The organism is Megasphaera sp. An286, from assembly GCF_002163455.1.
In the GTDB taxonomy this organism is placed as follows: Bacteria; Bacillota; Negativicutes; order Veillonellales; family Megasphaeraceae; genus Megasphaera; species Megasphaera stantonii.
The window spans coordinates 93,629-107,881 of record NZ_NFIY01000004.1 but is presented as its reverse complement, the minus strand read 5'-3'; the positions used below and the strand labels follow the sequence as shown (position 1 = coordinate 107,881).

Annotated in this window: 13 protein-coding genes and 1 riboswitch; all 13 genes read right to left on the bottom strand. The window is 55.4% G+C overall.

What is annotated here, in order from left to right:
- Positions 1-12 precede the first annotated feature (12 nt).
- The gene (gene rpe / locus B5F80_RS03390) at positions 13-657 is read right to left on the bottom strand and encodes a ribulose-phosphate 3-epimerase (RefSeq protein WP_087477410.1); all 645 of its coding nucleotides are present in this window, start codon (positions 655-657) and stop codon (positions 13-15) included.
- Between the two features lie 2 nt (positions 658-659).
- Positions 660-1,517 carry a ribosome small subunit-dependent GTPase A gene (gene rsgA, locus B5F80_RS03385; protein ID WP_087477409.1) on the bottom strand — a complete coding sequence of 286 codons (858 nt, stop codon included), beginning with the start codon at positions 1,515-1,517 and terminating at the stop codon, positions 660-662.
- A gap of 13 nt (positions 1,518-1,530) precedes the next feature.
- Positions 1,531-3,456: a Stk1 family PASTA domain-containing Ser/Thr kinase gene (gene pknB / locus B5F80_RS03380; RefSeq protein WP_087477408.1), complete on the bottom strand. Its 1,926-nt coding sequence runs from the start codon at positions 3,454-3,456 to the stop codon at positions 1,531-1,533.
- A 39-nt stretch (positions 3,457-3,495) separates the two neighbouring features.
- Positions 3,496-4,203, bottom strand: a complete 708-nt coding sequence (locus B5F80_RS03375) for a Stp1/IreP family PP2C-type Ser/Thr phosphatase (RefSeq protein WP_087477407.1) — start codon at positions 4,201-4,203, stop codon at positions 3,496-3,498.
- Between the two features lie 69 nt (positions 4,204-4,272).
- Positions 4,273-5,301 carry a 23S rRNA (adenine(2503)-C(2))-methyltransferase RlmN gene (gene rlmN / locus B5F80_RS03370; RefSeq protein ID WP_087477406.1) on the bottom strand — a complete coding sequence of 343 codons (1,029 nt, stop codon included), beginning with the start codon at positions 5,299-5,301 and terminating at the stop codon, positions 4,273-4,275.
- A 1-nt stretch (position 5,302) separates the two neighbouring features.
- Positions 5,303-6,634 (bottom strand): 16S rRNA (cytosine(967)-C(5))-methyltransferase RsmB, encoded by a 1,332-nt coding sequence (rsmB, locus tag B5F80_RS03365; RefSeq protein ID WP_087477405.1) that lies wholly within the window; start codon positions 6,632-6,634, stop codon positions 5,303-5,305.
- Positions 6,631-7,395, bottom strand: coding sequence for a DUF116 domain-containing protein (locus B5F80_RS03360; RefSeq protein WP_087477404.1), 765 nt, complete (start codon positions 7,393-7,395; stop codon positions 6,631-6,633). The genes rsmB and B5F80_RS03360 overlap by 4 nt, the downstream gene beginning before the upstream one ends.
- 4 nt (positions 7,396-7,399) lie before the next feature.
- Complete coding sequence (fmt, locus tag B5F80_RS03355) at positions 7,400-8,341, bottom strand: methionyl-tRNA formyltransferase (RefSeq protein WP_087477403.1); 942 nt, start codon at positions 8,339-8,341, stop codon at positions 7,400-7,402.
- Positions 8,341-8,799 (bottom strand): peptide deformylase, encoded by a 459-nt coding sequence (gene def, locus B5F80_RS03350; protein WP_087477402.1) that lies wholly within the window; start codon positions 8,797-8,799, stop codon positions 8,341-8,343. Before def ends, fmt begins: the two co-directional genes overlap by 1 nt.
- 92 nt (positions 8,800-8,891) lie before the next feature.
- On the bottom strand, positions 8,892-11,252 hold the full coding sequence (gene priA, locus B5F80_RS03345) for a primosomal protein N' (protein WP_087477401.1): 2,361 nt from the start codon (positions 11,250-11,252) through the stop codon (positions 8,892-8,894).
- A gap of 125 nt (positions 11,253-11,377) precedes the next feature.
- On the bottom strand, positions 11,378-12,568 hold the full coding sequence (metK, locus tag B5F80_RS03340) for a methionine adenosyltransferase (RefSeq protein WP_087477400.1): 1,191 nt from the start codon (positions 12,566-12,568) through the stop codon (positions 11,378-11,380).
- A 55-nt stretch (positions 12,569-12,623) separates the two neighbouring features.
- Positions 12,624-12,726, bottom strand: a riboswitch (SAM riboswitch).
- A gap of 77 nt (positions 12,727-12,803) precedes the next feature.
- A complete protein-coding gene (gene coaBC, locus B5F80_RS03335) occupies positions 12,804-14,018 on the bottom strand; it encodes a bifunctional phosphopantothenoylcysteine decarboxylase/phosphopantothenate--cysteine ligase CoaBC (RefSeq protein WP_087477399.1) in 1,215 nt (404 codons plus the stop codon).
- Between the two features lie 20 nt (positions 14,019-14,038).
- Positions 14,039-14,248 carry a DNA-directed RNA polymerase subunit omega gene (rpoZ, locus tag B5F80_RS03330; protein ID WP_087477398.1) on the bottom strand — a complete coding sequence of 70 codons (210 nt, stop codon included), beginning with the start codon at positions 14,246-14,248 and terminating at the stop codon, positions 14,039-14,041.
- Positions 14,249-14,253 lie beyond the last annotated feature (5 nt).

Genomic DNA, 14,253 nt, shown 5'->3' with positions numbered 1-14,253 from the left:
AGTACAGACTTCTTACCGCAGCGCGGCGATGGCTGCAGCCCGGTCTGCCGCTCCAAATACGGCGCTTCCCGCAACGAGGAAGGTAGCGCCGGCTTCCTTGACCGCCTGTACTGTATCGGCGTTGACGCCGCCGTCTACTTCTACGACGGCTTCCGTGTTGCCGACGGAATCGAGCAGCGCCCTGGCTTCACGGATTTTATCCAGCGAATAAGGAATGAATTTCTGGCCGCCGAAACCGGGATTGACGCTCATGATGAGGATCATATCGAGCTGCGCCGCCACGCAGGATAAAGACGATACGGGCGTAGCCGGATTCAAGGCAACGCCGCACTTCATGCCGGCGCTGCGGATATGCTGCAGCGTGCTGTCCAGGTGAGGACACGCTTCCTGATGGACTGTAACGTACTGCACGCCGGCTTTTGCCAGGCCGTCTACGTATACGTCGGGATGTTCGACCATCAAATGGGCGTCGAAGGGAATGGAAACGTGCTTCCGCAAGGCGGCGATGATCGGCACGCCGAACGTCAGGTTCGGCACGAAATGGCCGTCCATCATATCGAGATGGATGCAGTCTGCTCCCTTTGATTCTACGTCTTTAATTTCTTCAGCCAGCCGGGAAAAATCGGCGGACAAAATAGAAGGACAAATGTGTATCATACCTATCGGTTCCTTTCGAGAATAGAATTGACGATTTTGCAGTACGTTTCATACCGTTCTTTCTGTATCTTGCCTTCGGCAACGGCATCCTTTACGGGGCAGTCCGGCTCCGACAAGTGGAGGCATGACGAAAAGCGGCAGCGTCCGCCGTAAGGCGTCATGTCAGGAAATAAGGCGAAGACCTCCCCTTTGTCGAGATGTTCGAATTCCAGCGAACTGAATCCCGGCGTATCGATGACATACGTATCGCCTTCCAGCTGCATGATTTCCGAGTGCCTCGTCGTATGGCGGCCCCGCTTTATTTTTTCGCTGACTGAGCCGACAGACAGGTCCCGCCCTAAAATCTGAGACAGCAGGCTCGACTTCCCGACGCCGGACGGCCCGGCAAATACGGTCATCTTATGAGGAAGCAAAGCCTTGATGGAGTCCAGCCCTTCGCCGGTAACGGCAGACACAAGATAGACATCATAGCCGCAGGTTTCATAAAAGGCTTTATAAGCTTCCGCTGTTTCACGGTCTAAATCGCACTTGTTAAAGCACAGCTTCGGATGAACGCCGCCGTATTCGCAGGTCATGAGCAGCTTGTCGACGAGAAACTGATTGGGATCCGGCGATTGCGCCGCCATGATGACAAACATCTGATCGATGTTGGCCACAGCCGGGCGGCGGAGGCTGTTCCGCCGCGGCAGCTGCTTTTCGACAACGCCCTTTCCGCCGCCTAATTCCGTAATTTCCAGCTCATCTCCGACGAGTATCTTCGCCTTGACCTTTCCCCGGCGACGGCATTCGACGAGCTGTCCGGCGCCGATATCTACGTAGTAATATCCGTTGTAATTTTTTATAACGCGGCCTGTAGTCATGATCCTCCTTCAATTAAATGTACTGATCCTGTACTAACGAATTGTTGATATATACCTTGACGCGAGTCTTGCCTACGCCGCTGATATTTTTAGTAATGCTGTCGCCGCCGGACTGGTTCTTGTCATAGACGACACGGGTACCGTTGTCGTCCGTCACGACGATCTGCACGTGCTGACTCGACGCGCCGGAAGGAACGCTGATATTCACCGTGCCGTAATGAGGCGTGCCGGCCGGTTCCTGATTATTGGCGCTGCCGTCGGGGACGGCTGCCGCCGTGCCGTATTCGACGGTCAAATCGACGACGTTGCCGCTGCGCGGACTTTGTTTGACAACCTTAGCTAGGGCGTTGTCCTTGGACGCATCCAGATTGGTCACGTTGCCGACGATATATCCGGCGTTTTCCAAGGTCTTCATAGCCGTATCCAAGGTCATGCCGCTGACGGTCGGCGCATCCTGTCCGTTTTTAGCGTCATTCTTCTTTTCGGCCTTGCGGCAGATAATGACGTCGACCGACGAGCCCTTCGCTACCTTGCGCGGCGAGGCCGGGCTTTGGCTGATGATCTTGCCGTTTTCATATTTTTCGCTTTCGGCGTAATGGACGGAGCCGATGGTCAGGCCGATTTCAGACAGCTTTTTCTTCGCTTCATCCAGCGTCAGGTCCCGCAGGTCGGGCATGAGGACTTCCGAGCCTTGATTGCCCTTGCTGACGGTCAGGTAAATAGTCCGGTTTTCCTTGACGACGGCCCCTCCCGACGGCGTCTGGGTAATGACCTCGCCGACTGGTACTTCGTCGCTTTCTATTTCGTTGACCGAAACGTTGAGGTGTTCCTTGGACAGTATTTCCTTGGCGATTTCCACCTGCTTGCCCGTTACGTCGGGAACGGTAATATCCTGGGTGCTCCAGAAATTGCCGAAGGAAAAGAAAGCCCACATAAACGCGACGACAAAGACGCCAAGCATACCGATGATAATGGATTTTTTCGAATGGCTGCTGATGGAATCGAGCATGCGGGAAAAGATATTTTTCTTCTGCTCCTCTTCCGGCGATTTCAGCGGCGGAATCTTCTGAGTCGCAAAATTATTTTTGATAATCGGCATAGCCCCTTTATTGGTATTGACGAATCCCTGGGACAAGCGAAGCTCCGACATCATTTCGGCAATCGACTGGAACCGGTCGTCGGGATTCTTGGCCATGGCCTTTAAAATACACTGTTCCACCAGTCGGGGAATGCGGCGGTTATACTTCGTCGGCAAGGGAATATCATCCTGTACGTGCTGCAAAGCGACGCTGATCGCCGTCTCGCCTTCGAAGGGCACGACGCCGGTCATCATCTCGTACATGACGACGCCCAGGGAATAGATATCCGTCCGTTCGTCTACGGGGCCGCCGCTGGCCTGTTCCGGCGAAAAATAATGGACGGAGCCCAGCACGGCGTGGTCATCCTTGTTGGTCGCGCTGGAATTTATAGCTCTGGCGATGCCAAAGTCGGCGACTTTGATGCGTCCCGTTTCAGTCACCAGGATGTTATGGGGCTTGATGTCGCAGTGGACGATGCCGTTTTTATGGGCATTTTCCAAAGCCTCGCCGATATCGAAGGTAATCTGTATGGACGTATTGATCGGCAGATGGCCGTGCTTTTCAATATATTCCTTCAGCGTTTCGCCGCGGACGTATTCCATGACGATGTAATGCACATTTTCGTCATAACCAACATCATATATATTTACGATATTGGGATGGGACAGCTTGGCCGCCGCCTGCGCTTCCTGACGGAACCGGACGACGAAATCGTGGTCGTCTCCGTATTTTGCGAGAAGGATCTTGACGGCGACGATACGGTCCAGCAAAATATCCTGGGCCTTGTAGACGACGGCCATGCCGCCGGTGCCTACTTCCTCCAATATCTTGTATCTGTTGTCTAATATATGACCAATCATTTTTAGATTCTCCACCACTTTCATAGTAGTCAATCCCGATTATATGGTTGTTAAAATTGCAGTAACATTGTCTTTTGCGCCGTTATCGTATACCTGGGCAAAAAGATCGTTGATAATATCGCGTTCACTGCGGCTGTAATCGCCGACGGCGTCGCGCAGGACCTGCTCGTCCAAAAACGACGTCAGGCCGTCGGAGCAAATGAGTATCCGGTCTCCCCGCTCTACGGCAAAGGCGCCGCTGTCTACAAGCAGCGTCTTATCGACGCCGACGGCGCGGGTCAGGACGTGGCGCTGCGGGTGGTTCTGCAGCTCTTCTGACGTGATTTTATGCCGTTCCAGCAGCTCCTGGACGATCGTATGGTCTACGGATATTTGCTGCAGCCGGCCGCCGCGGTACAAGTAAATGCGGCTGTCGCCGACGTGACCCCAAAAGGCGTGCTGCTTGGCCAGGGTTACGAGAGATATGGTCGTTCCCATGCCTTCCAGCGACGGGTCGATCATCGTCTTGCTGATAATGCAGGAATTTGCGTATTGAATGGCTTTTTCCAGTTGTACTGGCGCGGCAAAGGTAAAGTTCTTAAAATAATAGGCGATGGCTTCTACGGCCGTCTTGCTGGCTATTTCGCCGCCGACGTACCCGCCCATGCCGTCGGCGACGGCCAAGACGTTTCGTTCGCGGCTTATATAAAAAGAATCTTCATTTACCTTGCGCACCAGACCGATTCGTGATTCGCCGTATGTGCCCAAAGTCTCACGTCCTCTCGCGGTGCGTTGTTATTACATACACATAATTCATATCATATTCCCTAGGACATGTCAAATGTTTTCACGCTTGATACGCAGCTGCCCGCAGGCGGCCTGGATCTGGCTTCCCATTTCGCGGCGCAGCGTGACGTTTATGCCGCGTTTCTGCAAATACGCAATAAAGGAATTGATTTCTCCTGCTGACGGACGATACAGGCCGACGTCGTAATTATCGTTTATGGGAATGGCGTTAATCAGGATATTTTTTCCGCTGAACAGCTCTGCGAGCTCGCGGGCGCAGGCCGTGCTGCAGTTTACGCCCTGTATCAGGATGTATTCAAAAGTCACCTTGCGGCCTGTTTTCTGAAAATAATGGTCTGCCGTCTTCAGCACGTCGGCGACGGGATAGGTGTCCGTAATCGGCATGATGCGGCGGCGCAGATCGTCGTTCGGCGCGTGGAGCGACACGGCCAGCGTAATAGGGATGCCTTCGTCGGCCAGGTCGTACATGCGCGGCACGATGCCCGACGTCGACAGGGCCATGTTGCGGTATCCCAGATACAGCGTGTCCTTTTCATGGATCATCTTCATAAAACGGACGACGTTGTCATAGTTCAGCAGGGGCTCGCCTGTCCCCATGATGACGATAGAGTGAAGCTCCGGCGTTACGTATTTGCGGAACGCCATGAGCTGGGCTACCATTTCACCGGCTGTCAAATTACGGACGAAGCCGTTTTTAGCCGAAGCGCAGAAGGCGCAGTTTACGGCGCAGCCCACTTGCGACGACAAGCAGATAGAATTGCCGTAGTCGTGCATCATGAGGACTGTTTCGACGGTGTTGCCGTCGTGCAGGCTCAAAAGCAGCTTGACCGTCTGACCGTCCGGCGATTCCAGCTTAGACAGGATTTCGGGAAAATAGATGGGCAGCTCGGCCTTTAGCTTCTCCCTGTCGCCCTTGGGCAGCAGGACCATGTCGTCCCAGGAAAAAATATGCTGCTTATAGATGTAGTGAAAGATTTGGTCTGCCCGGAATTTTTTCATGCCCCGGGCTACGAGGAACTCCTGCAGCTCTGTTTTGGTCATATCGAATATATCGGCCATATTACTCTCCTCTTCTCATGCGGGCGATGAAAAAGCCGTCCAGGTGGTCGCGCTGCGGCAGCAGCTGGATGCACGGCCCGTCGTGATTCGGCAGGCGGCAGAAATCTGCAGCGTTTTCCAAGTGGAAGTCGCCGTGATCCTGCAAAAATTGCCGTACAATCTGGATATTTTCTTCATCGTGCATCGTGCAGGTGCTGTACACGAGGACGCCGCCGGGCTTGACGCATTGGGATGCGCTGTCCAGGATGCGCTTCTGCAGTACCGGCAGAGTCCGTAAGTCGCTGGGCTTCTTGCGCCACCGCAAGTCGATTTTATGACGCAGCACGCCCAGGCCGGAGCACGGCGCGTCGACGAGCACCCGGTCGGCACGGCCGGCGTAGGACTGACCGATAGTACAGGCGTTCTGCAAAATCGTGCACACGTTGGCCAAGCCCAGATGCTTGGCGTTGCTTTCGATGAGGCGCAGCTTATGCTCGTAAATATCTCCGCCGTAGACCGTACAGGTCGGTCCGCCCAAGGCGGCGATGTGCGTCGTCTTTCCTCCCGGCGCGGCGCAGACATCAAAAATGAGCTCGTGAGGCTGAGGGTCCAGTACATGGGCGACGAGCTGAGACGGCTCGTCCTGAATGATAGCCAGCCCTTTTTTCAGGGCTTTGACGCTGCCGATGTTAGGGATTTCCGGCAAATATACGCCTTCAGGCGCATAGGCGGCTTTTTCAGCCTGAATTCCCTCTTCCGCCAGTTGGGCAATGAGCTCGTCGCGGCTGACGCGGGCCGTATTTGTCCGCAGGCAAAGCACCGGTATACTGTCGAAATACCGGCACAGCGCTTCCGTTTCGGCCAAGCCATACTCTTTAATCCATGCTTTTACCAGCCAATCCTGCTGATGATACGTCAGCGTCAGATGAAGCAGCGGATCTTCTTCCATCGTCGGAATAGAAAATTCCTGCCGGCGGCGAAGGCTGCTGCGCAGCATGGCATTGACGAAGCCGGCCATGCCTTTATTGCCGAGGCGCGTCGCCAGCTTGACCGATTCGTTGCATGCCGCCGACTCGGGCACCTTGGTCATGCCGAATATCTGGTACAAGCCTAAGCGAACGATGGCCAGACACAAGGGATCGAGCTTATTGAGCTTGCGCGTGCTGATTTTTGACACGATCCAGTCTAAGTAATTGATATACCGCAGCGTGCCGTATACTAATTCCGTGTAAAACCGGCGATCCCGGTCTTCCATTTTATATTTTTGGATAGCCTGCGATACGACGATATTGCTGTATCCTTCGTCTTTGCAGATAGCCAGCAGGCTGCGCAGGGCTATTTCACGTACGTTCATGCATCTTCTCCTATCATTGCAGATAAAATTTCTTTTAAGGCCTGTATATCGACGTCGGTATTGAAGCATGGGCCATTCGGCCGCTTGTTCAGCAAGCCGACAGCCGGCAGGGGCGCTACGTCCTGCATGCCGCTGATCAAATCGCGCTCGCAGGCGACGGCTACTACCGCTTTCGGACGACAGGCCGCGACGACTTGCCGGGCCAGCGTCCCGCCGGGAACAACGGCAAAAGAAATGCCCAAGCGTTCCGACAGGGCTGTCATCTCGCCGATGGGACAGCGGCCGCACCGCCGGCAGTTCTGCACGTTCCGCGTGATTTTATGCGGACATTGGTCCCACTGCAGACAGTGCGGCGCCAGCAGCAGGACTTGCCGCGGCGGCAGGCAGAGCGGACGGCGCAAAACCAAGTGATTCAGGACCTGGATATAGGCCCGGCTTATAGCGCTTTCCGCATACAGCAGCTTGCCGATACAGCGCACGAGGGAAAAGAGGACGCGAAGGCAGACAAATAACAACTGGCGAAGCCGCTTGTTTGAAGGCGTTCCGGCCAGTACACAGACCCACGTAAACCCATAAGCTGCAGCGGCCGCCGCCAAGCACAGCCGGACGGCCCAGTCCCACCAAGCCGCTGCAACCGGTACATACAGGGCCAATCCCGGTTTGACCAGTGCGCAGACGGCGGCAAATCCAGCTAAAAAGACGGCGGCAGCGATACCGCCGCCGCTTAAAAATAAAATCGTCTGCCTGTACGCTGCCTTCACGGGGTTACTCCCTCGTTAAGACGTCGCCAGGCTGCAAGGAAATGCCTTGGAGAAACTGGGCCGTCTGCATGCGCTTCCGGCTTTCCGGCTGTACTTCACGCACGCACAGCGCGCCGCTGCCGGTTTGTACCGTAAAGGTCTTCTTAGTAACGGCGATGATCGTCCCCGGTTCAGCGTCGGCTCCGTCAACGACGTCGGCGCTCCACACCTTGAGGCGTTTGCCGTCGAGCCATGTATAAGCGCCGGGATGAGGATCAAGGGTGCGGATAAGCCGCTCGATGACAATAGCGTCCTGCGTCCAGTCGATTTGCGCCGTTTCCTTGTCGATTTTTGCCGTATACGTAGCCTGAGATTCGTCTTGGGGGCAGGCATTTCGTTCATACTCTTCAATATGGGCCAATACGTCCGTCAGCGTCTGTGCGCCCAATACGGACAATTTATCGAAAAGCGATCCCGTCGTTTCCTTCGGGTCCAGCTTTATTTCCGCTTTCTTCAGGATGGCCCCCGTATCCATGCTTTCGTCGAGGAGCATGATCGTCACACCGCTTACGGCCTCGCCGTCCTTGACGGCATACTGGATCGGCGCGGCTCCCCGATACTTCGGAAGAAGCGAGCCATGCACGTTCAGGCAGCCGTACTTAGGAATATCCAGTACGGCCTTGGGCAAAATCTTGCCGTAGGCAATGACGATGATGACATCGGGCTGAAATGCCGCCAATTCGGCTACGACCTGTTCGTCCCGCAGCGTGTCTGGCTGCAGCACGGGAATTCCCAATTCCAGGGCTTTTTCTTTTACGGGCGAAAAGGATACCTTTTTTCCGCGGCCCCGCTGCTTATCGGGCTGGCTGTACACTGCGGCGATGTCAAAGCCCTGATCGTGCAGTGCTTGCAGGGACGGCACGGAAAAATCGGGCGTCCCCATAAATACGATTCGTAACGATGCCATTAGCCTATTCTCCGTAAATTTTCTGCTTTTTCAATAAAAAGCGTACCGTATAAATGATCGATTTCATGCTGGAAAATACGAGCCAGGAATCCTTCAGGCTCGTAGATCACCGTTTTGCCGCGGCGGTTCAGGGCCTTGACCTTGATGCGGTGATGCCGTTTTACCGTGCCGTAATAGCCGGGAACACTCAGGCAGCCTTCGTCGCCGTCGTCCGTTTCTTCCGAACGCTCGATGATTTCCGGATTGATCAGCTCGATTAAGCCGTTGCCGTCGTCGAGGACGACGAGCTGCAGCGATTCGTTGACCTGCGGGCCTGCGAGGCCGACGCCTTCGGCAGCGTACATCGTTTCGGCCATGTCATCGAGCAGTTTTTTAATGTGTTTCGTAATATGTTCAACCGGTTTTGCCGTTTCTTTCAAAATAGGCGCGCCGGCTTCAATGATTTTTAGCGTTGCCATTCTCTCACCTCATAGCTTACTATAGTATATTTACATTTTTCTCTTTATTATATCATATTTTTTCATATCTCTACAGATACGGCTTTTTCGTTTTAGAAGGACGGGTCCACGTCAATGACGACGCCGGAAGCCCAGCACTGGGGCTCACGGCGCATATAGTCTTTGATATCATCCAGGGATTTGCCTTTTATCAAGATAACCAGGCGGTATTTGCCGCGTATCCTCTTGATGATGTCGGCAAAAGGGCCAATGACTTCGACGGGACTGTGTTCCCAGCGCGTCCAGCTTTGCAGCGCCGCCGCTAAGTCGTTTCCCCGCCGCCACAGGGGCTGCTCCTCTTCGTCTGTAAGGATGATTTTTATGATGCGATGGAAGGGCGGGTACTGCAGGGCGCGGCGAAATTCGATTTCCTGCTCGTAGAAAGTGTGATAATCCTGCTTCTGCGCGCACTGAATGACGTAGTGCTCCGGCGCATAGGTCTGCATGACGACCCGGCCCGGCGCGTCTCCCCGTCCGGCCCGTCCGGCGGCCTGCGTCAGGAGCTGAAAGGTCCGTTCGCCAGCCCAATAGGCCGGCAGGTTGAGCAGGCTGTCGGCAGATAAAATGCCGACGGCGCTGACGTTGGCAAAGTCATGGCCTTTCGCTACCATCTGCGTCCCTAAGAGGATATCATATTCATGCCGCCGGAACCGTTCCAATATCTGCTCGCCGCTGTACTTGCGGCTGGCCGTATCCTGGTCCAGGCGGACGACGCGGCTGCTGGGAAACAGCTCGCCCAGCTGTTCTTCGACCTTTTCTGTTCCCGTTCCGAAAAACTTGATATACTTGCTGCCGCAGGCCGGACATACCGTCGGAATCGGCTTGGACGCCTCGCAGTAGTGGCACTGCAGGTGGTCGCTCTGCTTGTGGTAGACCATGGGCACGTCGCAGGTGTCGCATTTGACGACGTAGCCGCACTTGCGGCACATGACGAAGGTGGCAAATCCGCGGCGGTTCAGCAGGATGATAGCCTGCTGACCGGCTACCAGCGTTTCTTCCAGCAGGGAAACCATGGCGTCCGACACGACGCGGTAGTTGCCCCTGGCCAGTTCGTCGCGCATGTCGGCAATGGTTACAGTCGGCAAAGGCCGGCCGTGGATGCGTTCTTTCAGCTCCAGCAGCGTATATTCTCCCTGCAGGGCTGCGTAGTAATCGCTGACCGACGGCGTGGCGCTGCCCAATATGACCGGGCAGCAGTAATAGGCGGCGCGCTTCTGCGCTACGGCGACGGCATGATAGCGCGGCGATTCTTCCTGTTTGTACGAACTGTCGTGAGCTTCATCGACGATGACGAGGCCGAGATGCTGCGCCGCCGTAAAGACGGCCGAACGGGCTCCGATGCAGATGTGGCTTTCTCCGCGGAGCATGCGGAGCCAGTTGTTTTTCCGTTCGCCCTTCGAGAGCTGGCTGTGCATGACGACGACGTCGTTTCCAAAGCGGCGGACAAACTGCCTTACGATTTGGCCGGTCAGGGCGATTTCCGGCACGAGGACGATGACCTGCTTTCCCTGCCGCAATACGTCTTCGGCCAGCTGCATATACACTTCGGTCTTGCCGCTCCCCGTAACGCCGTGCAGCACATAAGTGCGTCCCGTCGTGTCGCCGCGGACGGCCTGTACGGCCCGGGCCTGCTCGTCTGTCAGCGTCAGAGGACGGCTCTGTTCCAACGTCGGCAGCAGCTGCCTCGTCCGGACATTTCTTTCACTGATAGCCGCCAGTCCCGTGCCGCAGAGGCGGCGGATGACGTCGGCACTGTATCCTTTTCCAATAAAAGCAGATACGGGCGCGCTGCCTGCTTGCTTCAATTCAGCCAGCAAGGCCGCCTGCCGCCGCCGGTTCGCCAGCAGGCCGTCGGCGTCGTCCCGCACAAAGGACAGCCACTTTTCCGTTTTATCGGATATTTTATTTTTCCAGCCCTTCTCTACCTGCAGTACGCCTGCCTCAAGCAGAGCGTCTACTCGCCTGGCGCCGAATTTCCGCGCCAGCGCCGCTTTTTCCACCTGGCCCTTCGCTTGGACGTACGCGGCGACATCGGCGTCTTCCGCCGACGCGGGAGCCTTCGTTCCAACCGTAACATACAGACGGACTTCCAGCCCTTTCTTTTCTATCATGAACAGGCGGAGGGCGTCGGCAAGGTTGCAGAGATAATACCGGCTGATCCAGGAAGCCGTTTCGATCATTTCTTCCTGAAACCCCGCCTGCGCCGACAGCACGGCGCTGATCGGCTTGAGCTCGTATGCATATTCGACTGCATTTCTCTCGCTGACGGCGACGACGATTCCTTCTTCCTGCCGTCGTCCAAAGGGAACCTGCACGCGGCTGCCGACGTGCACAGCCATGCCGTCCGGGACGATATAGGAAAAGGTCTGCTGCAGCCGTTTGGCCGTCGTATTGATGATGATGTCTGCTACCATAGCCCTGCTCCTGCGTTTGTATAACATAAAGATAGGGACTTGACGAAGCAAGCCCCTATACATTGTATCATATTTAATTCAGCCATGCCACCTGGAAGGCATGATTCCTCTGAGATGGTCCAGTCTTATAAGCCGGCTTCCTGACGGAGAACGTCGGCTTTGTCGAGCTGTTCCCAAGGCAGGTTCAGATCGTTGCGGCCGAAATGACCGTAAGCGGCCGTCTGTTTGTAAATCGGGCGCTGCAGGTCGAGCATTTCGATGATGCCGGCCGGACGGAGGTCGAAGTGTTTGCGGATCAATTCGACAATCTTTTCGTTTTCGACTTTGCCCGTACCGAAGGTTTCTACGTGGATAGAAACGGGATGGGCTACGCCGATGGCATAGGCCAGCTGGATTTCGCATTTATCCGCCAAGCCTGCGGCTACGATGTTCTTCGCCACATAGCGGGCTGCATAAGCTGCCGAGCGGTCTACCTTTGTGGGGTCCTTGCCGGAGAAAGCGCCGCCGCCGTGACGAGCCATGCCGCCGTAGGTGTCGACGATGATCTTGCGGCCCGTAAGGCCGGAGTCACCCTGAGGACCGCCGATGACGAAGCGGCCTGTCGGGTTGATGAACAGCTTCGTCTGGTCGTCGAACAACCCTTCGGGAAGTTCCGGCTTGATGACGTATTCGAGCAAATCTTTTTCAATCTGTTCGCGCGTAACTTCCGGGCTGTGCTGAGCCGAAATGACGATGGTGTCGATGCGGACGGGCTTGCCGTCTTCGTATTCAACCGTTACCTGCGTCTTTCCGTCCGGACGGAGGTACGGCAGCGTGCCGTCTTTGCGGACCTTGGCCAGACGGCGGGACAGGCGATGAGCCAGAGAAATCGGCAGCGGCATGTAGTCGTCCGTTTCGTTCGTCGCATAGCCGAACATCATGCCCTGGTCGCCGGCGCCGATCGAATCGAATTTATCCGTCGTGCCGGATTTCTTTTCCTGCGCTTCGTCGACGCCCATGGCGATGTCCGGGGACTGTTCGTCCAGGGAGACGAGGACGCCGCACGTATCGCAGTCAAAGCCGTATTTTGCGCGGGTATAGCCGATGCTGCGGACCGTTTCGCGCACGATGTGCGGAATATCTACGTAGCACGTCGTGGAAATTTCGCCTACGACGTGTACCATGCCCGTCGTTACGAGAGTTTCGCAGGCGACGCGGGCGTTTTTATCTTTTTCCAAAATTGCATCCAAAATGCCGTCAGAGATTTGGTCGGCCATTTTGTCGGGATGGCCTTCGGTTACGGATTCAGACGTAAAAAATTCACGATTCTTTGCCATTATATCCTCCTTATGCGTTCAAAAAAAATCCCCTCTGAAAAGAGGGGTATGTATCAGCCCATCTTTCAGTACGCTACACTGTTGGATTTAGCACCTTTCATTCACTGAAGGTTGCTGCTGCATCATCGGGCCAATCCCTCCACAGCTCTTGATGGTTAAATATTTTATTCACTTGACCTATTGTATACTAACAAGAGGAATTATGCAAGACCTATTCGAAAAATCATGGCCTCGATTACTGATTTTTTTTGGCTAAAATCGCCGCGGCCCGTTCTACGATGACCGCCGCCAGGTCTTCCTTGTCCATTTTCTCGAGCTTTTCCATCGAGCCGTCAGGGAACAGGAAGGTGGCGATATTCGTCGTGCCCTGGAAGCCGGCCCCTTCGGCGCTGACGTCGTTGGCGACGAGCATGTCGAGGTTCTTCTTCTTTAACTTAGCCGTGCCGTACTCGATGAGGTTCGTCGTTTCGGCAGCAAAGCCGATGAGAACCTGATGGGCCTTGCGCTGGCCCAAGCCGTACAGGATGTCCGGGTTTTTAGCCATCGTCAAGGTCAGCGTTTCGTCGGATTTCTTGATCTTATTCGCTGCCGGATGAGCCGAACGGTAATCGGCGACAGCAGCCGACTTGATGACCAGATCGCAGTCGTCGTAATACGAATCGACGGCGGCCTTCATGTCGTTGGTGCTGCCTACGTCGATGCGGCGCGCTACGCCGGCCGGCGTCTTCAGATGGTCGTTGCTGCCGGCGACCAAGGTGACGTCTGCGCCGGCAAAGGCTGCGGCTTTAGCGATGGCAAAGCCCATGCGGCCGCTGGAATGGTTGCCGATAAAGCGGACCGGGTCGATAGGTTCGCGCGTGCCGCCGGCCGTGACGATGACCTTCTTCCCTTTCAGCAGGCTCGTCCGGCAGGCTGTAAATTCGACGTAGTCGACAATGTCTTCCGGTTCGGGCAGACGGCCGACGCCGGTGACGCCGCAGGCCAAATGACCTGTAGCGGGCTCGATGATTTCATAGCCGTACTCCTTGAGGGCGGCGATATTTTTCTGTACGATGGGGTTCATATACATGTTGCTGTTCATAGCCGGGGCGATGACGACGGGAGCCGTCGTAGCCATGACCGTCGTCGTCAGCATATCGTCGGCGATGCCGCCGGCAATTTTGCCGATGACGTTGGCCGTAGCCGGAGCGATGACGAACACGTCGGCCCACTGGGCCAGGGCGATGTGCTCGACGTTAAATTCGGGAATATCGCTGAACATGGATACGGCGACGGGGTTGCCGGAAATTTCCCTCATCGTCAGCGGCGTAATAAACTCCGTCGCATGTTCGGTCATAATGCACTTGACTTCAGCGCCGCGCTTGCGCAGCATGCTGGCGATTTCAGCGGCCTTAAACGCGGCGATGCCGCCGCTGATGCCCAAGACGATTTTCTTGTTTTCTAATAACATGGCGATGATATCCTCCGCAATTATTTAATGCCGCCCTGAGGCTTTTCATAGGTAATCTTGCCCTGATCGATTTCTTCCATCGCGATGGAAACGACGCGCGTCGTTTCTACATCTACGAGCGGTTCGTCGCCGTCCGTCAATTCGCGGGCCCGTTTTGCTGCCAGCGTGACTAAGGTGTATTTGCTGTCTACTTTTTTCATTAACGATTCCAACGTCGGTTTGATCAACATAAGAA

What these genes read in the sequence shown, in the direction of transcription:
- rpoZ (WP_087477398.1), bottom strand. Translation starts at nt 14,248, where the DNA reads ATGTTGATCAAACCGACGTTGGAATCGTTAATGAAAAAAGTAGACAGC.
- rlmN (WP_087477406.1), bottom strand. Translation starts at nt 5,301, where the DNA reads ATGGCCGATATATTCGATATGACCAAAACAGAGCTGCAGGAGTTCCTC.
- def (WP_087477402.1), bottom strand. Translation starts at nt 8,799, where the DNA reads ATGGCAACGCTAAAAATCATTGAAGCCGGCGCGCCTATTTTGAAAGAA.
- metK (WP_087477400.1), bottom strand. Translation starts at nt 12,568, where the DNA reads ATGGCAAAGAATCGTGAATTTTTTACGTCTGAATCCGTAACCGAAGGC.
- pknB (WP_087477408.1), bottom strand. Translation starts at nt 3,456, where the DNA reads ATGATTGGTCATATATTAGACAACAGATACAAGATATTGGAGGAAGTA.
- rsmB (WP_087477405.1), bottom strand. Translation starts at nt 6,634, where the DNA reads ATGAACGTACGTGAAATAGCCCTGCGCAGCCTGCTGGCTATCTGCAAA.
- rsgA (WP_087477409.1), bottom strand. Translation starts at nt 1,517, where the DNA reads ATGACTACAGGCCGCGTTATAAAAAATTACAACGGATATTACTACGTA.
- rpe (WP_087477410.1), bottom strand. Translation starts at nt 657, where the DNA reads ATGATACACATTTGTCCTTCTATTTTGTCCGCCGATTTTTCCCGGCTG.
- priA (WP_087477401.1), bottom strand. Translation starts at nt 11,252, where the DNA reads ATGGTAGCAGACATCATCATCAATACGACGGCCAAACGGCTGCAGCAG.
- fmt (WP_087477403.1), bottom strand. Translation starts at nt 8,341, where the DNA reads ATGGCATCGTTACGAATCGTATTTATGGGGACGCCCGATTTTTCCGTG.
- coaBC (WP_087477399.1), bottom strand. Translation starts at nt 14,018, where the DNA reads ATGTTATTAGAAAACAAGAAAATCGTCTTGGGCATCAGCGGCGGCATC.